The organism is Nocardia sp. NPDC058058 (genome assembly GCF_042885355.1).
Classification (GTDB): Bacteria; Actinomycetota; Actinomycetes; order Mycobacteriales; family Mycobacteriaceae; genus Nocardia.
In genome coordinates, this window is the sequence record NZ_JBHVSA010000004.1 from 1,590,135 (window position 1) to 1,614,013 (window position 23,879).

Consider the following 23,879-nt stretch of genomic DNA (forward strand, 5'->3'; position numbering starts at 1 on the left):
AAGTTCGGTCGACCTTAGCGGCGGCGAATACTGCGCTGCACGCCACGCATCTTCGCGCCCGCGGGCAGCGGACCCTTCGGCAGCGCCGGTCCGCCACGGGTGGCGAGCGCCGACAGTCGGCCCTCGATGAGGTCCATGCGCTTGGCGTCGATATTGCGCGGCAGCTTGGTGAGATACCGCTGCAATTCCTTGAGCGGCACCTGATCACCCTCGTTGCCGATGACCACGTCGTAGATCGGCGTATCGCCGACCAGTCGCGAAACCTTCTTCTTCTCCTGCGCGAGCAGCGACTTCACCCGCTGCGGTGAGCCCTCGGCGACCAGCACCACGCCCGGCAGTCCGACCACACGGTGCACCGCGTCGAGCTGAGTGGTCGCCGCGACGCCCGGCGTCACCCGCCACTTGCCCTGCAGATTGTCGAGCACCCATGCCGCCGCTCCGGCCTGTCCCTCGGCCTTGGCGTACACGTTCTTCTGCACCCGCCGACCGAACAGGATGAACGCGGCCAGCGCACCGAGCAGCAATCCGATCGGCAGCAGGAACCACTGCAAACCGAAGATCAACCCGACCACCAGGAACAGCACCGTCACGCCGACGAACGCGCCGATCATCAGCGGCAGCAGCAGTTTGTCTTCCTTGCGCTGCATCTGGAACGCCTGCCACAGCTGCTGGCGGCGTTCCTTCGACGCCTGCTTGCGCGCCGCCTTAGCCGCGGCCTTCGCTTCCTTCGACGGGTTATTGCCGCCCTTACCTGCTGCCATGCGTCCAGGATAGTGTCCCGGTACCGCCCGGTTCGCGACGGGACCATTCGGGCGCGGCCATGTGACCTGAGTCTCAGTATTCGCAGTGCCGGGGGAGCCGAAATTCCGGCGATTCCGTGGTCTCCCCGGCCACTCGTCCCGATCGGGGCTCTCGCGGAACTGCTTTGCGTCGATCGCTGGTCGAACCGAGTCACCGGTGCGCGGCCCTCCCCCGGCTGGGCTCCGATGAGCGGGAGCAGTCGCACGCCGTCGCCGAGGAGCCGGTGCCGAGCCACGGCGCGGCCGCGCCTGATTGAGCCCGACTGCACGGTCTGATTCCGCGACGCGCCGTATCGGCCGTAACAGCTGCGGGTGCGCGTCGGATTCCACACTGCGAGAGTTCAATTCGAGCCGAGAGGGCAGTCCGATCACACTGCATGCCAATCCTGGATTCGGTTCGTTCACCCTGGTCGATGTCGAAACCTCCGGGTTGCGCGCGGCCGAGCATCGGGTGCTGTCGGTGGCGGCGCTGACGCTCGGCGACGACGGCCGGGTGGAACATGAATTCCACACCCTGGTGAACCCGGGCTGCGATCCCGGCCCGGTGGAGATTCACGGGTTGACCCGGGAAAAGCTGCACGGCGCACCGACATTCGAGGCAATCCGGCCGAGACTCGCGGAATTGCTCACCGGCCGCGTCATGGTCGCGCACAACGCCTCGTTCGATTACGGCTTCCTGAGCGAGGAATTCACCCGCGCCGGAGCGACACTGCCGGTCGAACGGCAGTTGTGCACGCTCGCCTTCGCACGCCGACTCGCGCCGCCCACCGCGAATTTCAAACTCGGCACGCTCGCCGCGCACTACGGTGTGCGGCAAACCCGCGCGCACGACGCGCTCGACGACACCCGGGTATTGGCGGGCGTCCTGCACGGATTGATGTCCGACGCCCGGCGATTCGGTGTCTCGCCCCCGCTCATGCCGCCGCAACTCGATCAGCGTCGATCCTCGCAGCGCTGGCCGAAAACCCGCACCGGCCCGAAGGCACTGTGCCCCTTCGCCTATCCCGGCCGGTTCCAGGAACACGGCCGCCTGGTGCAGGGCATGAAGATCGCCATCACCGGCGAAACCCGCATGGAGCGTTCGGCTTTGGCCGCCCGCGCAGAAGCCGCCGGTCTGGATGTCACCACTTCGCTCAGCCGCCGCACCAGCGTGCTGGTGACAAACGAGTCGCGATCGGAGAGCCGCAAGGTGCGCGATGCCGTCGAATTCGGCACCGCCCTGCTCACCGAATCGGCGTTTCTTGCACTGCTCACCGATATCGCACCCGGCACGGCCAAAGGTGCGACCGGCACAACTGAGGGCACGTCGGGTTCCGCCGAGGGCGCATCCGCCGGGACCGCGAAATCGGCGGCCCGGCAACGCTCTTCGGGACCGCTATCGGGCCGCCGGTTTCTCGTGCTCGGCGGCACCCACGCTCAGCGCGCCGCCGCGACGGCCGATCTCACCGCACGAGGAGCCTCCGTCGCGGTGAATCTCTCGGCGAGTGTCACCGATGTGCTGGCATTGTCCGACGCCGCATCCGACCGCCGATACGGCAGAGCGGTGGGTGTTGGCCTGCCGATCCACGGCCCCGAATGGCTGACCGCCGGGGAATCCACAGCCGCCCAACAGGAATCCGCAGTGCACCCGAATCAACCCCGGCCGGACGCCGAACCCGGCCTGCCCGCCCGATCCGAACCGATCGCGTCCGAACCGCCAGCGGTCGAGGCGCTGTCCCTGGCCCGGGGCCAGGTGATGGATCTTCCGGTCGACGAATGCGGCGGCGAATGGACCCTGCGCGCGTCGTGGAAACAGAATGGCGGCTGGGAGGTGGATCTGGTCGCCTTCCTGCTCACCGATGACGAAATGGTCACCGGTGACGCGGATTTCGTGTTCTACAACCAGCGATCCGCCCCGGGCGCGGAGTTGGCGGTGGAGGGACCCAGCGAGCAATCGCTGACCATCTCACTGGATCATCTCCCCGAGCACTGCCGCCGGATCGCCATCGCCGCTGCCATCGACGGCGCGGGCATCACCTTCGGCGATGTGGGAGCCATCGAGATCGAGGCCGCGCCGGGCGGCGACCAGGCCGTGATCGCCCGCGCCACCCTCGACGCCGCCACCGAGGAGCGAACCCTGCTACTCGCCGAGGTGTATCAGCGCGGCGAGACCTGGCGATTGCGGGCGGTGGGGCAGGGGTACGCCACCGACCTCGCGGCGTTGGCGACCCGCTACGGCATCACGGTCGCCTAACCCGCCGATTTGGCCTTATCGCGAATCGTGTCGGCCAGTTGGCTGGGCATCGGTTCGTGCCGGGCGTAGTTGCGGGTGAAACTCGCCGCTCCATGTGCCAGGGACCGTAGGTCGACCGCGTAGCGGGAGAGTTCGAGTTCGGGGACTTCGGCTCGAATCTCGGTGCGGCCCAAAGTGACCGGTTCGGTGCCGAGAACTCGGCCGCGGCGTCCGGAGAGGTCGACGAGGATGGGGCCGACGTATTCGTCGGCGACGATCACCCGGACTTCGGCGATGGGTTCGAGCAGATTCATCCGAGCCGCGCTCGCGGCTTCGCGCAGGGCCAGGCCGCCTGCCATTTGGAAGGCCGCGTCGGAGGAGTCGACCGAATGGGCTTTGCCGTCGTACAGCGTGATTCGCACATCGATCAGCGGATATCCCGCCGCGACGCCGCGGGCGGCTTGAGCGCGAACGCCCTTCTCCACCGAGGGGATGAACTGGCGCGGCACCACGCCGCCCACCACCTTGTCGACGAATTCGATACCCGAGCCGCCGGGCAGGGGAGCAACCTCGATCTCGCAGATGGCGTACTGCCCATGCCCGCCCGACTGTTTGACATGCCTGCCCTTACCGGAAGCGGTGCTGGCGAACGTTTCCCGCAATGCCACCCGATGCTCGATGACATCGACATTGACCCCGAACCGGGCACGCAACCGTTCCAGCGCCACATCCCGATGCGCCTCACCGAGACACCACAGCACCAGCTGATGGGTATGCGGATTCTGTTCCAGCCGCACCGTCGGATCCTCGGCCACCAGCCGCGACAGCCCGATCGAGAGCTTGTCCTCATCGGCCTTGCTGTGCGCGTTCACCGCCACCGGCAGCAGCGGATCCGGCATCGACCACGGTTCGATGAGCAGCGGGGAATCCTTGGCGGACAGGGTATCCCCGGTCTCGGCGCGGGACAGCTTGGTCACGCAGACGATGTCGCCCGCGATGCCCTGACCCAGCGGCCGCTGCTGCTTCCCGAACGGAATCGACACCGCGCCGATGCGCTCATCGGAATCGTGATCCTCGGCTTCCGCGCCGATCCGATGACCCCACACGTGCACGGTGTCATCGGCCCGCAGCGTCCCGGAGAACACCCGCACCAACGACATTCGCCCCACATAGGGATCCGAGGCGGTGCGAATCACCTCGGCGGCCAGCGGCGCTTTGGGATCGCACACCAGCGGCGTGGGCTTGCCACCGCACAGCGCGGACACGGGATGCTCTGCGGGAGTGGGGAATCCACGCGTGATGAGATCCAGGATCTCCACCGTCCCCAGCCCCTGCTTCGCGCCCTCCGGCGGTGGCGCGGCGATCAGCACCGGATGGAAACTGCCTCGCGCGACCGCCTTTTCGAGATCCGGCACCAGCGTGGCCAGGTCAATCTCCTCGCCACCGATATACCGCTCCATGAGCGTCTCGTCCTCGGACTCGGCGATGATGCCCTCGATGAGCCGATTGCGCGCCTGCTCCAGCAACTCCAGTTGCTCATCGGAGGCGGGTGTTTCGGTGTGCGCGCCCGCGGAGTAGTCGTACACATGCTGCGTCAGCAGATCGATCAACCCGGTCACCGGCCGATGCCCATCCGCACCCTTGGCCCCGTACACCGGAAGATGCAGCGGCAGTATCGATTCCGCCCGCCCGCCGCCGAGTATCTGCCCGCAGGTCGCGGTCATATCCTCGAAATCGGCTCGCGCGGTATCCAAGTGGGTGAGCACGATGGCGCGCGGCATGCCGACGCTCGCGCATTCCTCCCACAGCGCCAGCGTCGTTCCGCTCACGCCCTCCACCCCGGCGGCGGCCGAGAGCACGAAAAGGGCCGCGTCCGCTGCTCGCAGACCGGCCCTGAGTTCCCCGACGAAATCCTGGTAGCCGGGGGTGTCGAGTAGGTTGATCTTCGTCCCGTCCCAGCCCATCGGCACCACCGACAATTGCACCGAGCGATGTTGTCGCTGCTCGATATCGTCGTAGTCCGAGACGCAGGTGCCGTCCTCCACCCGCCCGGCTCGGGGCACCGCGCCCGTGGCGACCGCGAGGGCCTCCACCAGCGTCGTTTTGCCCGATCCGCTGTGGCCGACCAGCACCACATTGCGGATATCGTCGGGCCGTTCGGCCGTGACTACCTTGCCATTCGCGCCTGCCGACGCGGTTCGCTCGACCATAAGGCTCGCTCCGGGGTCGATTGCTGCGGTACTTCGAGCTTCCCACCGGCAGCCCGCCCGCGTCCACGATTCCGGCGGAATCGCCCCGTCATCCCGGCGCGTTTTTGGCCGGGATCCACACCATCGGAGCATGCACTGCGGCGTGTGGATCCCGGCCAAAAGCATGCCGGGATGACGGGGGAACTATGACGAGGAGCTATTAGGAACCGAAGCGCGCGAGCACGCTGGTGGCCTCCTGCGAGGCCGCGCCGCCTTGCGCGAGATGCGCCATCTCCGGGGCGATTTCGCGCCCGTGATGCTCCATCGCCTGCGCGTAGAGCCGACCCGCGCGGTACGAGGACCGCACCAGCGGACCCGCCATCACACCGGCGAAACCGATCTCATTGGCCATATCGGAGTGCTGTACGAACTCCTCGGGCTTCACCCAGCGATCGACCGGATGATGCCGCGGCGACGGCCGCAGGTACTGGGTGATGGTCAGAATGTCGCACCCGGCCTCATGCAGATCGCGCATGGCCTGGGTGACCTCTTCGGGCGTCTCGCCCATACCGAGGATCAGATTCGACTTGGTGACGAGCCCGGCCTCGCGAGCGGCGGTCAGCACCGCGAGCGAGCGCTCGTACCGGAACGCCGGGCGAATCCGCTTGAAGATGCGTGGCACCGTCTCGAGATTGTGCGCGAGCACCTCGGGCCGGGTGGAGAAGACCTCCGCCAGCTGTTCGGGCACCGCGTTGAAATCCGGGATCAGCAGTTCGACACCGGTATGCGGATTCAGCTTCTTGATCGCGCGCACGGTCTCGGCGTACAGCCACGCCCCGCCGTCCTCCAGATCATCGCGGGCCACGCCCGTGATGGTCGAGTACCGCAGTCCCATGGCCTGCACCGATTCGGCCACGCGCCGGGGCTCGTCGCGATCGAGTGCGGCGGGTTTGCCGGTGTCGATCTGGCAGAAGTCGCAGCGCCGCGTGCACTGTTCACCGCCGATGAGGAAGGTGGCCTCGCGGTCCTCCCAGCATTCGAAGATGTTGGGGCAGCCCGCTTCCTCGCAAACCGTGTGCAGCCCTTCGCGTTTCACCAGACCCTTGAGCTCGGTGTACTCCGGGCCCATGGTCGCCTTGGTGCGAATCCACTTGGGTTTGCGCTCGATCGGGGTCTCGGCGTTACGCGCCTCGATGCGCAGCAGTTTGCGTCCGGCGGGTGCGGAGGCGGCGGTCGAGCCCGGCCGGGGTGCGGCGGGATCGGGGGTGTTCGATGTCGGGGTATCGACGGAGGTCACTCAACTCACCCTACGCTCGTGATCATTCGGCCTTGGCGGCCACCGGTGCGGTGACGGCGGCGGTCCTGGGCAGATGGTGTTCGGTGATGGGCAGATCGCCGTTCAGGGCGCGTGCGATGGCCTCGGCGACCAGCGGGCTCACCTCGGCGACGGTGACCTCGCGGCCGAGCTCGCGGGTCAGCGTGGTGACCCCGGCATCGCGGATACCGCACGGCACGATGGCATTGAAGCCGTCCAGGCTGGAATTGCAGTTGAGCGAGACCCCGTGCAGGGTCACCCCGCGCTGCACCCGCACGCCGATGGCCGCGACCTTGCGTTCGGGCAGGAACTCCGAGGCGGGCAGCCAGACGCCCGAACGTCCTTCCACCCGACCGGTTTCCAGCCCGAGCTGCGCGCAGACATGGATGAGGGCTTCCTCCAGCCGGCGCACGTACTTGACCACGTCGACCGGTTCGGCGAGCCGGATGATCGGATAGCCGACCAATTGCCCCGGCCCGTGCCAGGTGATTTTCCCGCCGCGATCGACCTCCACCACCGGGCTGCCGTCCATGGGCAGATCCTGGGCTTCGGTGCGCCGTCCGGCGGTGAAGACGAAGGGATGCTCGAGCAGCAGCAGCCGATCCTGGCCGATGCCGTCGGCGCGCTCGGCGGCAATGCCGCGCTGCAACTCCCACGCCCGCGTGTACTCGATCAGACCCAGTTCCTGGACCAGCAGGGGTGTGCTGTCGAACCGGGCGGATGCCCCACGGTGTGCCGGGGCGGTGACCGTCTTGCTGTCGCTCACCTCTGCGACGCTACGCCATCGTCGAGGATGATCTGCATCAGCGTCAGGTCCATCCAGCGGCCGAACTTCTGGCCGACCTGAGGCATCTGCCCGACGATCGCGAAGCCGAACTTCTCGTGCAGCGTGATGGAGACCTGGTTGGAGGTCTCGATGGCGGCGATCATGACGTGCACGTCACCGCGCCGCGCCCGCTCCAGCAGTTCGGTCATGAGAGTTCTCGCGACTCCCCGCCGGTGGAAACGATCGGCGACATACACCGAATTCTCCACGGAGAAGCGGTAACCCGACTTGGGCCGGAACTGCCCGTAGCTGGCGTACCCGGCCACCGCGCCGTCGATCTCGGCGACCAGGATCGGGCATCCGGCGGCGGTCCGAGCGTCGAACCAGGCCTGCCGCTCGGCGAGGTCGGCCGGTTCGGTATCCCAGATGGCGGTGGTCTCGGCGATGGCGTTGTTGTGGATCGCCAGGATCTCCGGCAGATCGCTTTCCCGCGCATCCCGCACCAGCAGTTCGGTGGCTACCGGCTGAGAGGTCTCATTGCTCACCCGGAACACGCTATCCGCGCACCCCGTGTGATCTGTATCGCGCCCGTCGCAGCGCGCTCGAATCAGGAGCGGTGGCCGACGGTGGCGGCCAGCGCCGCGCCGATGGTGTGATGCTGAAAGGGATATCCCGCTTCTTCCAACGCGGTGGGAATCGCCCTGGGACCGTGCAGGATTCCCTCATCGGCGAGTTCACCGACCACCGCCCGTAATGCGAAGGCGGGCACCATCAATGGCGTGGGCCGATGCAGCGCGCGCCCGATCGCGCGGGTGAATTCCGCATTGGTCACCGGGCCGGGTCCGACCATATTCACGGGACCGTGGAGTGAATCGTTGGTGAGCGCGAACATGATCGCGCCGATCTCATCGTCCAGCGAGATCCACGGAACGTATTGCCGCCCACTGCCCAACCGTCCGCCCAGCCCCAAAGAGTAAAGGGGATAGAGCATTGCGAACATGCCGCCCTGTTTGGCGAGCACGACCGCACTGCGCAGCAATACGGTGCGCACCCCCGCGTCGACGGCGGGTGTGGTGGCGGCTTCCCAGTCCCGACACAGTCCGGCCAGGAATCCCGTTCCGGCGGGCGAACTTTCGGTCATGACGCGGTCGCCGCTGCTGCCGCCGTAGTAGTGCACCCCGCTCGCGTTCACGAGCGTCGGCACCCCCGCGGCGGCGGCAGCGGAGGCCAGCACGTCGGTCGGGACGATGCGACTGTCCCGCAGTTCCTGCTTGTAACTGCCGTTCCAGCGACGCCGCCCGATGCCCGCGCCGCAGAGATTCACCACGGCGTCGGCATCGCGCAGCGCACGATCGTCGAGGTCGGCTCGCGTTGGATCCCACTGGAATTCATCGCGAGCGTGGGCGGGACGGCGCACCAGGCGAACCACCTGGTGCCCGTCGCGGCGCAGAGCCGCGACGAGCGCCGTCCCGATCAATCCGGAGGAACCGGCGACCACGACTTTCATACCAACCCTTACAGGCCGAGGTCGCCCTCGAAGGCCGCCTCTTCCAGCCGGTGCCGGATGGTGGTGAGGAAGCGGCCCGCGTCGGCGCCGTCGATGAGCCGGTGATCGTAGGTCAGCGGCAGGTAGGCCATCGAGCGGATGCCGATGAATTCGCTACCGCTATCGCTGATCACCATGGGGCGCTTGACGATCGCACCCGTGCCCAGCATCGCCGCCTGCGGCGGGAGCAGGATCGGGGTGTCGAACAGCGCGCCCTGCGAACCGATATTCGTGACGGTGAAGGTGCCGCCCGCGAGCTCGTCCGGCTTGAGGCCGCCATTGCGCGCCCGGTTGGCGATATCGGCGATGGCGCGAGCCAGGCCCGCCAGCGACAGGTCGTTGGCGTTGTGGATGACCGGGGACAGCAGGCCCTGTTCGGTGTCCACGGCGATACCCAGGTTGACCACCGAGTGGTAGGTGATCTCGTTGGTCTCCTCGTTGTAGGAGGCGTTGACGTTCGGGTGCACCCCGAGCGCCTCGATCGCCGCCTTCGCGAAGAACGGCAGGAACGTGATGTTCACGCCCTCGCGCGCCTTGAACGCTTCCTTGGCCTTGGTGCGCAGCGCGACGACCTTGGTGAGGTCGACCTCGTGCACCTGGGTGAGCTGCGCTGTGGTTTGCAGCGACTCACGGGTCTTGGCCGCGGTGATCTTGCGGATGCGGCTGGCCTTCTGGACCGTGCCGGGCAGGTGCGACAGGTTCGGCTTCGGGGCAGCGGCGGCGGGCGCGGCGGCCGGAGCAGCCGCGGCCGGTGCGGCAGCGGCGGGAGCCGGAGCCTTCTTGGCCTCGGCGGCGGCGAGCACATCCTGCTTGCGGATGCGGCCGCCGACACCGGAACCGGTGAGGGTGGCGAGGTCGACGCCGTTCTCGGTGGCGAGCTTACGGACCAGCGGGGTCACGTAGGGGCCGCCGCCATTGGTGGAGGGCTCGTCCGCCGGGGTCGCCGCGGCCGGAACCGGGGCGGGCTTCGGGGCCGGAGCCGCCGGAGCCGGGGCGGGCGCGGGAGCCGGTGCGGCGGCCGCGGGAGCCGGGGCCGGAGCGGCCGGGGCAGGCGCCGGAGCGGGTGCCGCCGGGGCGGGTGCGGGAGCGGCAGCCGGTGCGCCACTTCCGATTACGCCGAGCTGACCGCCGACATTGACGACATCGTCTTCCTGCGCGGTGATCTCCAGCAGCGTGCCGGCGACGGGCGAAGGGATCTCGGTGTCGACCTTATCGGTGGAGACCTCGAGCAAAGGCTCATCGACCGCGACCGAATCGCCGACCTGCTTGAGCCAGCGGGTGACGGTGCCCTCGGTCACGGACTCGCCGAGTTCGGGCATCTTCACCGGCGTGCCGGAAGCGGCTTCGGCGGCGGGTGCGGGGGCTGCGGCAGCGGGCGCCGGTGCGGCGGCCACGGGCTGCGGGGTGGGTTCCGGTGCGGGGGCCGGGGCAGGTGCTTCGGCCGGAGCCGGGGCGGCGGCGGGGGCCGGAGCCTCGCCCGCGTCACCGATCACGCCGAGTTCGCCACCGACCTCGACCACATCGTCTTCCTGCGCCACGATCTTGACCAGTACGCCGGCGGTGGGAGACGGGATCTCGGTGTCGACCTTGTCGGTCGATACCTCGAGCAACGGCTCGTCGACCTCGACCGTGTCCCCTTCCTGCTTCAGCCACCTGGTCACAGTGCCCTCGGTGACGCTCTCACCAAGAGCTGGCATCTGGACGGAGAAGGCCATGTCCGTTGACTCCTCTGACTGCTCGTCGGGTTAAACAGTTTGTCTCCGGCGGGCTTTCATCGCGGGTCGCGATGTAGGTCCAACCGCCACCGATCATTCTGTGGCATCCGGAGATCCATGTTGGTTCTTGTTCCAGCTGCCATCCTTGCACTCCGCCGCGTGCAACGTGTCACAGGGCGGCCCTTCCCCGAACCTCGCGGCGTCGCAAACCCGATGGTGAGGCCCCCGAACGCCATTCCAGCAGGGGTAATAGCCGCCCGCTCCTGAACGCCACCCAAGAAGTCCCTGAGCAGCGCCTTCGAACCCCCGCCACCCCCTGTCCACCCATTCCCACCGCTGGCAATATCGAATTACCGGCGGTGCCCCACCCGTCCGGGAAGGAGGCAACGCCATGAGTTTCCTGGATTTCCTATCCCGAAGCTCCTCGAAGACCACAACCCCGTCCGACCTGACCCACCTCATCACCTGGACCCGGTCACACCACGGCGTAGAAGCCTTCATAGAACCCCGCACCACGGTCACCGACGTAACCGCCGTCCTGGTAGCCCACGACGGCGAATGGACCCGCCGAGTAGTAGGCGAACGAGGCGCCCACCGCCTCTCCACCACCCTGAAGATCCCCGTCTACGACGTCCGCAAAACCGGCTACCCCCAACGCATGCGAGACCACGACGCCCGCCGCCGCATAGAACAACAACGCGCCCGGCGCGACTACTGATCCGCGGTCTCCGAGTCGCCCGAGGCGATAGGCGCTACCAATTCGGCGGCGACGCGAGACTGACTTCCCCACTGCTCTTTTCGACTCGAACGGGGACATTGCCAGCCAGGGCGGCGGAAATCTCGCCGCGATCGAGGAATGCGACCGCGTCGTAGGGGAAATACCAATCGGAATCGGTTTCGACGATCGCGTTGTCGACGATTCGAACCTCTCCCAGCGCATTGCCGGCTGCCAATTCCGCGAGCTTTCGCTCGGCCAGCGCCCTTGCGGCTTCCAGCGTCACGTTCATCACCTGTACCTCAATACGTAGAAGGACTGAAAGCCGTCGAAAACGGCTTCGGCTCCGCTCTGCCCGTCGAGGAACCGCACGGTTCCCTGCTCGTTGATGACATTGAAGACATGACCTACCTGGCCCGGGCCCCTCGATGCAAACACCACGCCGCGCGCGCCGCCACCTGCATCGGACAGAATTTGCTCGATCTCGGCGCGACCGGTGGTCGCCGCGAATTTCGCGCCGAAATGTTCCTCCAGCACCGAGATTGCCGCCGGACCGTGTACCGGTGCGGACAGTTCGAGTCCATCCAGCACACGATCGGTCGTGATCACACAGTTCACGCAATTCATCGTGCCGCTGCCCGGGTTCACGGTGCGAATCAGTGCCAGTAGTTCGTCTGCCGGTGCGCTGCTGCCTGCGGGCGGAAACCTCAGCAGCGTAACTTTCGCCTCATCGACCCACTTCGCTATTTTCGCGAGTAGCGGGCGTATCCGGCCGACGAGGGGCCTCATCGTCTTCGCGGTGATTGCCGCTGCGCGAGTTGCCAGTTCGCTGATAATTGACGCGACGCGGCGAGCCTTGAAGGCGAGGCGGGCGGCCACGGCGATGTTGCCGAATTCGGAGAGACCTGCGGTTACGGGGACGGCCGCAGCGAAGAGGGTTTCGGCGAAGGCGGTTTCGACGGCGAATTCTTTTAGTTCTTCGAGGATTTGGTGGTGGGCTTCGTCGAGGTGCTGGGCGTAGGAGCCGCAGGCTTCGGCGAGGGTTTGGCAGATGTCGGCGAGGGTGTGCAGGTCGGATTGATGGGTGGCGCAGGTGGCGATGGTGATGGGGATTTCAGGGGATTGTTGGTTGTTCAGGAGGGCTATCGCGTCGGGGATGCGGAGGGCGAGGGTGCGGAGGTCGGCGGCTGTTGTGAACCAGGCGGTTTGGGCGGCCCGGAGTTTGTCCTGGTGGCCGTTGGGCCAGGCCGCTCCTACGAGGTCTTTGATGAAGGACCAGCCGAAGGGTTCGGGGATGCCGTCGCCTGCGGCCGGCAGGGCTTGGGGAACTACGCAGGGGATCGGCCAAGCCGGGGGAGCGGGTGGGGGAGTCAGGTCGTTGAAATTCGCGGCGGCTTCGCCTGTTTCGTGGTTGTACGCGCCGGTGGTTATGAGGTCGGCGGTGGTCGACGATGCGGTGATCAGGCGTTCGGAGGTGGCGAGGGCGAGTCCTGCGGCTTCGTCGTACGCTGCGGCCCACGATTGGCCGATGCTGTCACTGCCGGCCATACCCGCGCCCGCATTGAGAACGCCGAGCAGTGCCATGTGAGTGGTGGCCGCGTCTTGCGCGATCGTGCCGAACACCTCTGCCGCGGAATGGTATTCGGTGACTCGGCAGAGGATCAGTGGGACCGTAGGCGCGCTCATGGCAACCTCGCGACCTGCTGCTCATGAGACGCTTCGCCGCCGAGCTCGACGCGCGTCGCGTTCACGGCCACATTCCGAGGTTGGTTTCACCGACCGCGCGATAAGTGTTCCGGGCGCTATTCAGCCTGCTGCGCAATTCGCCCAGGGCCGTTCGCATTTCAGCGACCCCGGCCAACCGCGCGTCATGTGCCGCACGATGCCCGGCGGCCGCCTCACCGACCCAGGTCACATGCAGCGCGTCGACACGCTCTTCGATCGCCCGGACCTGCTGTTCGATCGATGTTTCCAGCGCGGTCGTAGCGTCTATGAGCCGTTGCAGCCCATCGAGATCCACTCGATAGTCACCCACGGCTCACCGCCGCGGGCAGATCCAGACTCGCCCCTGCCGAGTCGACCGCCGATGCCCACGCCCGATCGTGTGCCTCGAACTCCCCGGCCGCTTGTCGTAGCAGCCCCGCATCCGCCTGGAACGAATCGATGATCCGCCGAGCGCCACGCTCCCATTCGGCCCACGGTCCTTCATGCGACCCGGCCGCCGCCCCAACCCATTCCCCGCCGATGAACTCCCGCACCGCACGCATATGCGCGTCGACGCGCTCGCTCAGCTCCCGCGCGGACCCCTCCAACGCATCGGCCGCAGCACGCAGTTCGACCGGATCGACATCCACCCCAATGCCCACGCACACGAGATTAGCTGTTGCGGGCGACAAGTGGGCAATATTCCGCCGCGCATGTGAATAGCCAGATTGTCGGAGTTTTCACTCCGCGGCAGGGCTGCGGATAGCAGCCCTGCCGAACTTCAGTTACTCGGAAGCAATCGCCTCGAGCGTGGCGATCAGCGTGCGCACCGGCACACCCGTTCCGCCCTTACCCGTGTACCCGAACACCCCACCGGTGTTGTACGCGGGCCCCGCGACATCGAGATGCGCCCACTGCACACCCTCGGGTACGAATTCCTTGAGAAACAGTGCGGCGGAAAGCATTCCACCCCACCGATGCGGAGCGACATTCGCCAGATCCGCGATCTTGGAGTTGATATCTCCGCGCAGCTCGGCGGGAAGCGGCATGGCCCAACCGTTTTCACCCACCGACTGAGAGATCCGAGCCACCCGATCCCGGAACTCATCGGTCCCCATGACACCCGGCGTCCGGGTGCCCAGCGCCACCATCTGCGCCCCCGTCAAGGTCGCGACATCGATGATGTAATCCGGATCATCCTCTCCCGCACGCACAATCGCGTCGGCGAGAATGAGCCGCCCCTCGGCATCGGTATTGATCACCTCGACGGTGGTCCCGCCGTACTGCACCAGCACATCACCGGGCCGCTGCGCCGTGGCCGACGGCATATTCTCCGCCATCGGCACCGTCGCGGTAACCGTGATCGGCAGACTCAGCCGAGCCGCGAGCAGTGTGGTGGCGATGACCGCCGCCGCCCCGCCCATATCGGAGGTCATATTCTCCATGCTCTGCGCGGGCTTGATCGAAATGCCGCCGGTATCGAAGGTGATCCCCTTGCCGATCAACGCGACCCGCTGATCGCCACCCGCATAGGTGATTCGAATCAACCGAGGCGGCCGCGACGACCCCTTGCCGACCCCGATGATCCCGCCGTACCCCTTGGCCGCCAGCTCGTTCTCATCGAGAATCTCCACCTGCAACCCCGCTGCGGTAGCCAATTCCGCTGCGCGATTGGCGAATTCGGCCGGGAACAACTCGTTCGGCGGCGTATTCACGAAATCCCGTGCGGTGGCAACGGCTTCGGCGATCGCCTGCGACCGGAACAGCTCCTCTTCCCCGAATCCCGCGTCGGGCACCAGCAATTCGATCCGCCGCACCGGCTGGTCATCGGCCTTCGGCGCGCTCTTGGCCGACCGGAACGCGGTGAACTGGTACGCCCCGAGATAGAACCCCTCGGCAGCCGCACCCAAATCCACGCCGGACAGCACGGTGACCGCGGTCCCGACCCCGGTCAAGGCCCGCGCCGCCGCACCCGCGGACTTGCGCACCTGTTCGGCATCGATCTTCTCCGCCGCGCCCAGCCCGACCGCGAGCACGAAATCCACGTCCAGCCCACTCGGCGCGGGCACCCGGGTGATCTCCTCGGATTTGCCCTTGGCCCCGACCGCCCGCAGCGAACTCAGCAGCGCCGCACGCGTATCGGCATCCAGTACATCCTCGAACGCGTCCGCGGGCGCGATGACCGGCCCGTCCTCCGACGACGTCAGTCCGATGACCAGAGCATCGGCCGCGCCGATGCTCTCGGTGCGCACCAATTCCGGCCCGAGCGAACGATCTGCAACAGCTGTCATGCGCCCCAGGCTACTGCGCGACTGTCGCGCTCACCCGCCCGGCGCGCCCCGTATTCGCTCCCGGTGAACGTGATACGCCCCGGTCGAGCGCTTATGCGCGCGGCATCGGACGCTTCGGCTCGAGCGGATCGTGTGCCGGAACACGCCCGCCGGCCGAGATTGCGTGCGCGAACTTCCCAGTCGCTCGTGTCATACCGCTGCCGTGCCTCGGAAATACCGCGCCTCGACACCGTCGAGCAGCAATTCGATGCCGTCCGCGAGCAACCGATCGAAGTCCGTATCGAGCCCGTCCGCGTCGTCGGCGAGATAGCGCACCAGCGTCGGATGCGTCTCGGGCGTGACGAGTTGCATCGGATGCTCCGCACTCACCCCCACGGGCGTTCGCTCCGATCCGGGCAGCAGCGCCAATCCCTGCACCAGCCCCGACAGCGACAGATAGATCGACAGCATGATGTCCCGATTCATCCCCGGCAGATCCAGCGCCGCGAACGACCGCTCCAGGGTGTCCAGCAGTGCGAGCCCGAGTGGCGGCCGAGTCTGCGCGAGTACCGGCAGCATCCACGGATGCAGCCGGTAGAGCTGCCATTCCGCGACCGCCTCGGCGGTGAGCCGAGCCCGCCATCCCGGTGCGGCGGCGGGTGCGGGCCGCGCTCCGATCACGTATTCGGCCATTTCGGCGAGCAACGCGTCCCGATCGGCGAAGTGCCGATACAGCCCGGTCGTAGCCACCCCGAGCTCGGTCGCCAGCCGCCGCATGGTCAGTCCGTCGATCCCGTCCCGGTCCGCCAATTCGATTGCGGCCCGCACGATTCCGACATTCGTGAGCCGCTCCGGCCGAACCTTGCGCGGTGCCGGTGCGGCGAACTTGCGCCCCCGATACGCGCGCGCCTGACAGGACCGCGAGCAGTACTGCCGCCGCCGTCCGCGCTCCCGCTGCGGAACCTCGTCACCGCACACCGCGCATTTCATCACACCACCAAGTGTGACGAATTGGTCGTAACACCACGCATCGACCCCTACTTTGGAAATCGGAACACCGTTCACACCGAGGAGGAAAAGCATGCAGAACCAGCCGCAGGTCCGTCGCGCCGAACTGTCCGAGGCGACCGAGGTGGCACGCGTCTTCGCCCGCGCCGCCCTCGATGAGGCGGTCACCGCCTGGGTGCTGGAGGACAGCCCCGAGGCCGTCGAGTACTTCCGCAATGAACGCGCTCCGGAGATGATCACCAATGCCCTGCAGGAGGACCAGGTCTGGCTCGCGGGTTCGGGTTCGGATATCTGGGCGGTGTCGATCTGGCAGACGGTCACCTCCGCGGACCGCTTCGAAACCGAGGCCGCGGAACTGCGCGCCCTGGCCGGGCAGGTGCCGGGCCGTCCGTTCGAGCGCATCACCGCGGTCACCACGGCCCTGGCCGCCCGGCATCCCCGCGAGTTCCCGCATCAGTATCTCCAGGTCATCGTGACCCTCCCGGAGTTCCGGGGTAAGGGCGCGGGCGCGGCCATCATCACCGACCGCGTGAAATCGGCCACCACCCCGGCCTATCTGGAAGCGAGCACGGAGCGTTCGCAGCGCCTGTACGAGCGCTGCGGTTTCGCTCGCATCGGTGATCGGATCGAGCTGCCCGATAACGGCCCGACCTTGCGTCCCATGTGGTTTCAGAGCTGAATTCGGTTGCGTCCGGCCCGCCGATGCGCGACGGTGGGCCGAACATGAACGAGAAAGAAATGGTCCGCCTGTCCAAGCGCCTGTCGAGCTGGCTCCGGCATAACCCGGATGCCATCGGCTTGCGACCGGACGAGGCAGGGTGGGTGCGGGTTCAGGACCTGCTGAGCCAGGCCGCCGCCCACAGTCGCGGTTTCACCCGCGCCCAGCTCGATCTGGTGGTCGAGCAGAACAATAAGAAGCGCTTCGAATTCGACGCTTCCGGCACCTCGATTCGCGCCCGCCAGGGCCATTCGATCGAGGTCGATCTCGGGTACACGCCCGCCGATCCGCCGGAAATCCTCTATCACGGCACCGCCGAACGCACCCTCGGCCTGATCATGGCCGAGGGTCTGCTGCCCATGCGGCGGCATGCCGTGCACCTGTCCGCCGATATCGCCACCGCGGTGAATGTCGGTGGCAGACATGGCCGTCCGGCGGTGCTGCGGGTCGATACCGTCGCCATGCGGGCCGCCGGTCACGAATTCTTCGTCACTGGCAATGGCGTGTGGCTGGTGGACGCGGTGCCGCCGCAGTATCTCGAATTGCTGCCCACACCTCGGTAATCGGACAGGTCGAGAGCCGTCAATCGGCATCGACGTCCGATTGACCCGGATCCGAACCCGCCGCCTCGTCGCGGCAAATACCCTGGATATGACACCGCAGTCGGGCATACCGCGCGGTGTCCACGACCTGGAGTGCCCGCCTCGGATCGCACAGGAGGTCTCCGTGGCGAAGGCGAAGTTCCAGCGCACCAAGCCGCATGTGAATGTCGGCACCATCGGCCATATCGACCATGGCAAGACGACGCTCACCGCCGCGATAACCAAAGTGCTGCACAGCAGATATCCGGATCTGAATCCGTTCACCCCGTTCGACGCCATCGACAAGGCTCCGGAGGAACGTCAGCGCGGGATCACGATTTCCATTGCGCACGTGGAGTATCAGACCGAGAACCGGCACTACGCGCATGTGGACTGCCCCGGCCACGCCGACTATGTGAAGAACATGATCACCGGCGCCGCGCAGATGGACGGTGCGATCCTGGTGGTCGCCGCGACCGACGGCCCGATGCCCCAGACCAAGGAGCACGTCATTCTCGCCCGCCAGGTTGGCGTGCCGAAAATGGTTGTGGCACTGAACAAGTGCGACATGGTCGAGGATGAGGAGATTCTCGAACTGGTCGAGTTGGAGGTCGGTGAACTTCTCAGCGAATACGACTTCGATGGTGACAGCACCCCGGTGGTGCGCATCTCGGCGTATCAGGCGCTGGAGCATCCGGACGGTGAATGGGGGAGCGGCATCACCGATCTGCTCGACGCGGTGGACAGCTGGATCGACACCCCCGTCCGCGAGGTGGACAAGCCGTTCCTGATGCCGATCGAGGACGTCTTCACCATCACCGGTCGCGGCACGGTGTGCACCGGCCGCATCGAACGCGGGGTGCTGAAGGTGAACTCCGATGTGGAGATCGTCGGAATCCGGCCCAGGACAACGAAAACCACGGTCACCGGCATCGAGATGTTCCGCAAGCTGCTCGACGAGGGCCGCGCGGGGGAGAACGTCGGCCTGCTGCTGCGCGGTATCAAGCGCGAGGATGTGGAGCGCGGGCAATGCGTCATCAAGCCCGGATCGGTCACTCCCCATACCGAATTCGAGGGTCAGGCCTACATTCTGTCGAAGGAGGAGGGCGGTCGTCACACCCCGTTCTTCGACAACTATCGTCCCCAATTCTATTTCCGCACAACGGATGTCACGGGCGTGGTGACGTTGCCCAAGGATGTCGAGATGGTGCTGCCCGGTGACAACGTCGCCATGGCGGTGGTGCTCATCCAGCCCATCGCCATGGAACTGGGCCTGAAATTCGCCATCCGCGAGGGCGGCCGGACGGTGGGTGCGGGCCAAATCACCAAGATCATCAAATAACCCGCACCCGCGCGCCTCAGTTGTAGACGGCTCCGAACGAGGGCACCGAGATCGTGGCCTTCTGATACGCGAACCCATCGGGATTGCCATCGCTGACCGGTACCGACCAGCGATGCCACACGCTGCCGTACACCGCGGCCACCACCATGCCCGGTCCGGGATCCAGGACCGCGGAGCGAATCGTGGTGTCCACCGGCACATCCTGATGTTCGATGAGCAGATTGGTGCCGCTGCGCCCGTTGGACAGGTTGAACCACATCACCTCGAGCTTGGCCCCGGTCTGATCCGGCGAGATCGTCCCCGGCCCGCCGAAGAACCCGAACCGGAACCCGTCGGTGCCCAGCGCGATCCCGGACCCGCACACCCCCGGCCCGTCCCCGCGCCCGATATCGGACTGCGCCGGAATCTGGAACGGCTGCGCGGGCAACGCCACGTCCCCGGCCCGCTGCCCCGAAGCGATCAGCCTGCTGACAGCTTGCTCGGCAACCGGATTCCCGACCGCGGTGGCCTGCAACCCCTGAATGGCCACGGTCCAGTCAAACGCGGGCGCACCCGTGGCGGGCGCACTCGCGATTCCGACAAATGCCGCAGCCGCCACGGCCGTGGCGGCAATACGACGAGTAGAACGGCTTCCACGCATAATCGGATCTCCTCGGATTGTGCTGTACCGCTTACCTAAACCGCCCCATGAAAGCACCACGCCGCCGATTCGCCACCACGGACTCGCCGGAAGTTTGCCAGGTGATCGGCGGCCGCGGACCAACCATGCGTCGCGAGTCCATCTCGGCCGACCGATTAGTTCTGCTCGCCTGCCCCGTCTACCAAGCAACCGACCTAGAAGGAGCATCCGATGTCCGAGACCAAGACCTACACGGTGGAAGCCCCCGGCGCCGTGATCACCTATGACGTGCGGCAGCCGGAGACCGGTTCCGCCGGGGATCAGCCCGTGCTGATGGTGGTCGGGTCGCCCATGGACGCCTCCGGATTCGGCAGCCTCGCAGCCCGTTTCCCCGATCGCACCGTCGTCACCTACGACCCGCGTGGCACCGGCCGCAGCACCAAGACCGATCCGAGCAGCGAATCCACCCCCGATCAGCATGCCGACGATCTGCACCGGGTGATCGACGCCCTCGGCGGCGCACCGGTCGATCTGTTCGGCAGCAGCGGCGGCGCGGTGAATTCCCTTGCGCTGGTGGCCAAGCATCCGGAGCAGGTCCGCGTACTCGTGGCGCATGAGCCCCCGGCCGCCCAGGTGCTGCCGGAGCGCGAGCAGGCGCTCGCCGCCACGACGGCCATCTCGAAGACGTACCAGGAGAAGGGTTTCGGCCCCGCGATGGCGCAGTTCATCGCCATCGTCGGCCTGAAGGGCGAGATTCCGGCCGATTTCGGCGATCAGCCCGTCGATCCCGCCACGTTCGGGCTTCCCACCGAGGATGACGGCACCCGCAATGACGCGCTGCTCGGCCAGAACCTGATCTCCTGCACCCACTACGAGCATGATTTCGATGCCCTGCGCGCGGCGTCCACTCGCATCGTGATCGCGGTCGGCATCGAATCCGAGGGCGAGTTCGCCTACCGCGGCGGTCTCGGTGTGGCCGAGCTCATCGGTGTGGAGCCGACGGTCTATCCCAGCAATCACGCCGGATTCCTCGGTGGCGAGTACGGCCAGCAGGGTGATCCGGACGGCTTCGCCGCCGCCCTGCGGAAGTCATTGTCTGAGTAGAGATTTGTCCGATTGGCTCCCGCGCGTCATCCAACACGCCACTGATTTCGGCGTGTTGGTGCGCGAAGCTTTCATCGCGCGTGACCCGCGCCCACCTGCCTGTTTAGCTCGAAGCATGCCCACTTCGAGAACTCGAAAGTCCAAGCGCCGAGCGAAGATAGCGGCCCGCGCCCGCCGCCGCGAACGCGCGGCGGCGTACCCGTCCTGGTTCGATCCGTCGATTCGGAATGTGCTCCGGCAGCGCCGCACCCTGCTGTTCGCCAAACGCCCCCGTGAGCTGGAGCAGGCGACCGCCGCTCTACTCGGCGAACAACTGCACCGAGTGTGCAACACCCACACGGCCGCACCGCACTTCGACTCGTGGTTCACCGAACTGGTCACGACGGTCGTCGCCTGCGCGAGCGATCCTGCGGCACAAACCGATCCGGACCAGCAATCCACCTGGTGGTTGCTGCACGGCCTGCTCGCGATAGCTCCCGTCGGCTTCCTGATCGATCCGGTTCAAGATCTGCTGGACGCCACCACCGGCCACTGCGAGCCGCCCTGGCTCCCGCTCACCTGCCGGGTGCAGGCAACCGGCGATATCCAGCGGCTCAGCATCACCGACGGAACCCGAACCGGATTCATCGCGGGCTACGAGTATCCGGGTGGCGCCGATCGGCACGTCTACCTCTTTGACCTGGCCGTCACCAACCCCAACGAAGGCCTCCAACAGGGCATTTCGAACTTCACGGCGTGGCCCGACCAGTACGCCGCCGAACCCGCCGAACTGCTGCGCGCCGACGCCTTCGACACCGTCGAGGCGGCCACACAGGCCTGGCGCGCCTCGGTCGGTCCGGCCGCTACGAATTCCCAGCCGACCGCGCTCACCGACCCCTCCGACCTGGCCTTCCTGCCCTACTGCTGTGACCCGACCGCGGTGCCGGGCACGGAATCCCGTAACCGCCTGGACAATTGGTTCCGCGCCGCCCGCCGCATCGAAGAGCTGATCATCACCCTGCGACGGCGCGGCACACCGCTACCGCCGCTGCCGGGTCTGCACCCGGAGCTCATCGGCATATGAACCAGCGCCCCGGGCGAGTTCGTCCGCACACCGCTTCTCGTGTCGCGCCCCCTCGGCGCACCTCGAGTAACTAGTGTGATGCCCGACCGCCCCGGCGGTCGCTGTGATGAAGGGTGCTGGTTTGGTGGAGTTGCGTGGCGATGTGGTTCCGGACGATGCTGCGCGTCCGCAGTCGTTCGCGGCCGAGGGTTTCGGCTGGGACTGGCTCAAATCCCCGAACCGTTCACTGCACTTCGATCGCCCGCAACGTATTTGGGAGACCAAGGCCGTCCCCGGCCAGGCCCGCCCGTACGTGGTCGCCACCTTCAATCTCAAAGGCGGGGTTGGCAAAACCACCACCACCGCTGCCCTGGCCGAGATCCTGTCCGCCGAGTTCGGCAAGCGCGTACTGCTCATCGACCTGGACCCGCAACGCAACCTGACCACCATGATGGTCGGTGAAAAACGCTCCGCCGAACTGGATTCCGGCGACCACACCCTCGCCGCCGTCTTCACCGACGCACTGGCCGGCCGCCGCCCGCGCGACGCCGCCGACCTGGTCCAGCACGAGGTATCACCCATGCAGGCCGTCACCTCGGTGGACCTGCTCGCGTCCTCTCCGAAGCTGATCGCCCTGCAAGACGATATGGCCCGCCTCACCACGGTGGACCCGACCACCGTCCTGGCCGCGGCCCTGACCGGCGTGCTCTCCGGCTACGACTTCGTCCTGATCGACTGCCCGCCCAACCTGGGCCCGATCACCCAGAACGGCCTGCGCATCGCCGACGGCTATCTCATCCCCACCATCCCCGACGTCATGTCGACCTACAGCATTCCGCCGCTGCAATCGCACCTGCGTCATCTCTCCACGGCGTGGTCCGCCCCGATCACGGAACTGGGGGTGGTGATCACCAAATACCGCCGCTCGTCCACGGTCCATCAGCGCATCCTGGAGACCCTGCGCGAGAACCCAACCCTCCCGCGCCTTTTCCCCACCCGCATCCCCGAGTCCAACCAGATCGCCGCGGCCGCCGAGTTCACCGACTTCGGCACCCTGCGTCAGAAGTACGGCCAGGGCGGCCAGTTCCTTGCCCTGCGCGAACTGACCGCCGACTTCCTGGCCACCACCAGAATCAAACTCGCCTGGGGTCGCTGACCATAGGTATCCGCCGGCGTCGCCCCTGCTGGTATTCCTATCCGGTGTCGCAAGAACAGGATCCGCGCTTCGTGGAGCTGAGCAGCCATCCGGTCTATCCCGAGATCCGCGGCGTGGTCGCCTCGTACATCCACGCGTCGATCGCGAATCCGGCCGCCACCCAGCCCGAGCTCTGGAATGTCTCCGCGCTCCCGACGACCGAGAAGGCCAAAGGCCGCCGCCGTCTGCTCACCCTGAACTGCGGGGGACTGGAGACCCTCTATGTCACCGAGCTTCAACAGGTGGGTGGCATCGCCGTGGAGATCACCATCAATATCGATGCCCCCGACGGCTGGTCCGATGAGCGCCTGACCCTGGAGTCCGCGGGTGTGTGGACCCGTTGCCCGGACTACCGCACCGCCCGCGTCTGGTCCTGGAACCTCGACCTGGCCGCGCTCCTGGAAGACGACATCGATTTCGACGCTCTTCTCCGGGACCACGACTTCGATCAGCTCGCCGCGCAGTTGACCGAGACCCTCATGCGCCGCCAATCCCCCTACACCCGCTATCACTGCGTGGCGCTCGCGAACGATCTGCTCGCCGAAGTCGAGGAGATCCGCGAGGAGGAAGCGAACGAACAACCCCCCGCATCATGAACACTTCGGGAAACCTGCAGGTCAGAAGCCGATTTGACTTTGTTCGTAGCGATACGTAACTTTATTCGAGTCAGAGCGACACGGACACCGACCCGGAGCCCCAAGGGCCTGGGAAACGAGGTTGTACGAGGAGCGCCTGACAATCACACTAGTTCGGTCCGACCAGCGGATTTGGTTCTGCTGCGGCGGGTGGGCTAAGCTGTAAAAGTTGCCTCAATGAAATCCCTGCTCTACCGAGTGGTGAGATCTTGTGTGCGTGTGTTCTTTGAGAACTCAATAGTGTGTCGATGAATGTCAGTGCCAATATTTTATTGGTTCCGGCCTTCCACACCCCCGTGTGAGTGGGCCGGACATTTAGTCAGCAAATACTTTTGCTGGCGTTTGATTTTGCCAAGGTTTTCGGACTCTGGTTAATTCTTCCAATTACATCCGCAAGGATGGG

General features: G+C 66.5%; 23 protein-coding genes. 9 read left to right on the forward strand and 14 right to left on the reverse strand.

Annotation, left to right across the window (positions count from 1 at the left end):
- Positions 1-14: 14 nt before the first annotated feature.
- Positions 15-761, reverse strand: coding sequence for a DUF4191 domain-containing protein (locus ACFVUS_RS38315; protein WP_364650561.1), 747 nt, complete (start codon positions 759-761; stop codon positions 15-17).
- Between the two features lie 445 nt (positions 762-1,206).
- Between ACFVUS_RS38315 and ACFVUS_RS38320 the strand changes: the two genes are divergently transcribed.
- A complete protein-coding gene (locus tag ACFVUS_RS38320) occupies positions 1,207-3,033 on the forward strand; it encodes a TerD family protein (RefSeq protein ID WP_387778609.1) in 1,827 nt (608 codons plus the stop codon).
- Here ACFVUS_RS38320 and ACFVUS_RS38325 read toward each other — a convergent pair.
- The 6 genes from ACFVUS_RS38325 to sucB form a co-directional block, all read right to left on the reverse strand.
- On the reverse strand, positions 3,030-5,222 hold the full coding sequence (locus ACFVUS_RS38325) for an elongation factor G-like protein EF-G2 (RefSeq protein ID WP_387778334.1): 2,193 nt from the start codon (positions 5,220-5,222) through the stop codon (positions 3,030-3,032). The two genes, ACFVUS_RS38320 and ACFVUS_RS38325, sit on opposite strands and share 4 nt — an antisense overlap.
- A gap of 199 nt (positions 5,223-5,421) precedes the next feature.
- Positions 5,422-6,498, reverse strand: coding sequence for a lipoyl synthase (gene lipA, locus ACFVUS_RS38330; protein ID WP_387778337.1), 1,077 nt, complete (start codon positions 6,496-6,498; stop codon positions 5,422-5,424).
- A 22-nt stretch (positions 6,499-6,520) separates the two neighbouring features.
- A complete protein-coding gene (gene lipB / locus ACFVUS_RS38335; protein ID WP_387778340.1) occupies positions 6,521-7,282 on the reverse strand; it encodes a lipoyl(octanoyl) transferase LipB in 762 nt (253 codons plus the stop codon).
- Complete coding sequence (locus ACFVUS_RS38340; RefSeq protein ID WP_387778612.1) at positions 7,279-7,791, reverse strand: GNAT family N-acetyltransferase; 513 nt, start codon at positions 7,789-7,791, stop codon at positions 7,279-7,281. The genes lipB and ACFVUS_RS38340 overlap by 4 nt, the downstream gene beginning before the upstream one ends.
- Before the next feature lie 98 nt (positions 7,792-7,889).
- Entirely contained in the window at positions 7,890-8,789 is a 900-nt protein-coding gene (locus tag ACFVUS_RS38345) for a TIGR01777 family oxidoreductase (protein WP_387778343.1), read from the reverse strand.
- Positions 8,790-8,797: 8 nt separating this feature from the next.
- Positions 8,798-10,543 (reverse strand): 2-oxoglutarate dehydrogenase, E2 component, dihydrolipoamide succinyltransferase, encoded by a 1,746-nt coding sequence (gene sucB, locus ACFVUS_RS38350; protein WP_387778345.1) that lies wholly within the window; start codon positions 10,541-10,543, stop codon positions 8,798-8,800.
- Positions 10,544-10,934: 391 nt separating this feature from the next.
- Between sucB and ACFVUS_RS38355 the strand changes: the two genes are divergently transcribed.
- The gene (locus ACFVUS_RS38355; RefSeq protein WP_387778347.1) at positions 10,935-11,261 is read left to right on the forward strand and encodes an oxidoreductase; all 327 of its coding nucleotides are present in this window, start codon (positions 10,935-10,937) and stop codon (positions 11,259-11,261) included.
- 34 nt (positions 11,262-11,295) lie between these two features.
- On the opposite strand, the gene ACFVUS_RS38360 is transcribed toward ACFVUS_RS38355, so the two are convergent.
- From ACFVUS_RS38360 to ACFVUS_RS38385, 6 genes are all read right to left on the reverse strand, one after another.
- On the reverse strand, positions 11,296-11,550 hold the full coding sequence (locus tag ACFVUS_RS38360; RefSeq protein ID WP_387778349.1) for a YrhB domain-containing protein: 255 nt from the start codon (positions 11,548-11,550) through the stop codon (positions 11,296-11,298).
- On the reverse strand, positions 11,550-12,944 hold the full coding sequence (locus ACFVUS_RS38365) for a toxin glutamine deamidase domain-containing protein (RefSeq protein ID WP_387778351.1): 1,395 nt from the start codon (positions 12,942-12,944) through the stop codon (positions 11,550-11,552). The genes ACFVUS_RS38360 and ACFVUS_RS38365 overlap by 1 nt, the downstream gene beginning before the upstream one ends.
- A 61-nt stretch (positions 12,945-13,005) precedes the next feature.
- The gene (locus tag ACFVUS_RS38370; RefSeq protein ID WP_387778353.1) at positions 13,006-13,293 is read right to left on the reverse strand and encodes a WXG100 family type VII secretion target; all 288 of its coding nucleotides are present in this window, start codon (positions 13,291-13,293) and stop codon (positions 13,006-13,008) included.
- Positions 13,286-13,624: a WXG100 family type VII secretion target gene (locus ACFVUS_RS38375; protein WP_387778356.1), complete on the reverse strand. Its 339-nt coding sequence runs from the start codon at positions 13,622-13,624 to the stop codon at positions 13,286-13,288. Before ACFVUS_RS38375 ends, ACFVUS_RS38370 begins: the two co-directional genes overlap by 8 nt.
- A gap of 123 nt (positions 13,625-13,747) precedes the next feature.
- Positions 13,748-15,253, reverse strand: a complete 1,506-nt coding sequence (locus ACFVUS_RS38380; RefSeq protein ID WP_387778359.1) for a leucyl aminopeptidase — start codon at positions 15,251-15,253, stop codon at positions 13,748-13,750.
- A 189-nt stretch (positions 15,254-15,442) separates the two neighbouring features.
- Positions 15,443-16,222: a TetR/AcrR family transcriptional regulator gene (locus tag ACFVUS_RS38385; protein ID WP_387778615.1), complete on the reverse strand. Its 780-nt coding sequence runs from the start codon at positions 16,220-16,222 to the stop codon at positions 15,443-15,445.
- A 91-nt stretch (positions 16,223-16,313) separates the two neighbouring features.
- Here ACFVUS_RS38385 and ACFVUS_RS38390 point away from each other — a divergent pair, with 91 nt between their 5' ends.
- The 3 genes from ACFVUS_RS38390 to tuf all read left to right on the forward strand — a co-directional run bounded on the left by ACFVUS_RS38390 (position 16,314) and on the right by tuf (position 18,881).
- The gene (locus ACFVUS_RS38390; RefSeq protein WP_387778362.1) at positions 16,314-16,919 is read left to right on the forward strand and encodes a GNAT family N-acetyltransferase; all 606 of its coding nucleotides are present in this window, start codon (positions 16,314-16,316) and stop codon (positions 16,917-16,919) included.
- 44 nt (positions 16,920-16,963) lie between these two features.
- Positions 16,964-17,521 carry an RNA 2'-phosphotransferase gene (locus ACFVUS_RS38395; RefSeq protein ID WP_387778365.1) on the forward strand — a complete coding sequence of 186 codons (558 nt, stop codon included), beginning with the start codon at positions 16,964-16,966 and terminating at the stop codon, positions 17,519-17,521.
- A 163-nt stretch (positions 17,522-17,684) separates the two neighbouring features.
- On the forward strand, positions 17,685-18,881 hold the full coding sequence (gene tuf / locus ACFVUS_RS38400; protein WP_387778368.1) for an elongation factor Tu: 1,197 nt from the start codon (positions 17,685-17,687) through the stop codon (positions 18,879-18,881).
- A gap of 16 nt (positions 18,882-18,897) precedes the next feature.
- Here the strand turns inward: tuf and ACFVUS_RS38405 are convergent, their stop codons facing one another.
- Complete coding sequence (locus ACFVUS_RS38405; protein WP_387778371.1) at positions 18,898-19,521, reverse strand: hypothetical protein; 624 nt, start codon at positions 19,519-19,521, stop codon at positions 18,898-18,900.
- Between the two features lie 210 nt (positions 19,522-19,731).
- Here ACFVUS_RS38405 and ACFVUS_RS38410 point away from each other — a divergent pair, with 210 nt between their 5' ends.
- The 4 genes from ACFVUS_RS38410 (at position 19,732) to ACFVUS_RS38425 (ending at position 23,437) form a co-directional block, all read left to right on the forward strand.
- The gene (locus ACFVUS_RS38410; RefSeq protein WP_387778374.1) at positions 19,732-20,604 is read left to right on the forward strand and encodes an alpha/beta fold hydrolase; all 873 of its coding nucleotides are present in this window, start codon (positions 19,732-19,734) and stop codon (positions 20,602-20,604) included.
- Between the two features lie 115 nt (positions 20,605-20,719).
- Entirely contained in the window at positions 20,720-21,667 is a 948-nt protein-coding gene (locus ACFVUS_RS38415) for a hypothetical protein (RefSeq protein WP_387778377.1), read from the forward strand.
- A gap of 292 nt (positions 21,668-21,959) precedes the next feature.
- The gene (locus tag ACFVUS_RS38420; RefSeq protein WP_387778618.1) at positions 21,960-22,802 is read left to right on the forward strand and encodes a ParA family protein; all 843 of its coding nucleotides are present in this window, start codon (positions 21,960-21,962) and stop codon (positions 22,800-22,802) included.
- A gap of 44 nt (positions 22,803-22,846) precedes the next feature.
- Complete coding sequence (locus ACFVUS_RS38425) at positions 22,847-23,437, forward strand: hypothetical protein (RefSeq protein ID WP_387778380.1); 591 nt, start codon at positions 22,847-22,849, stop codon at positions 23,435-23,437.
- The last annotated feature ends 442 nt before the right edge of the window (positions 23,438-23,879 follow it).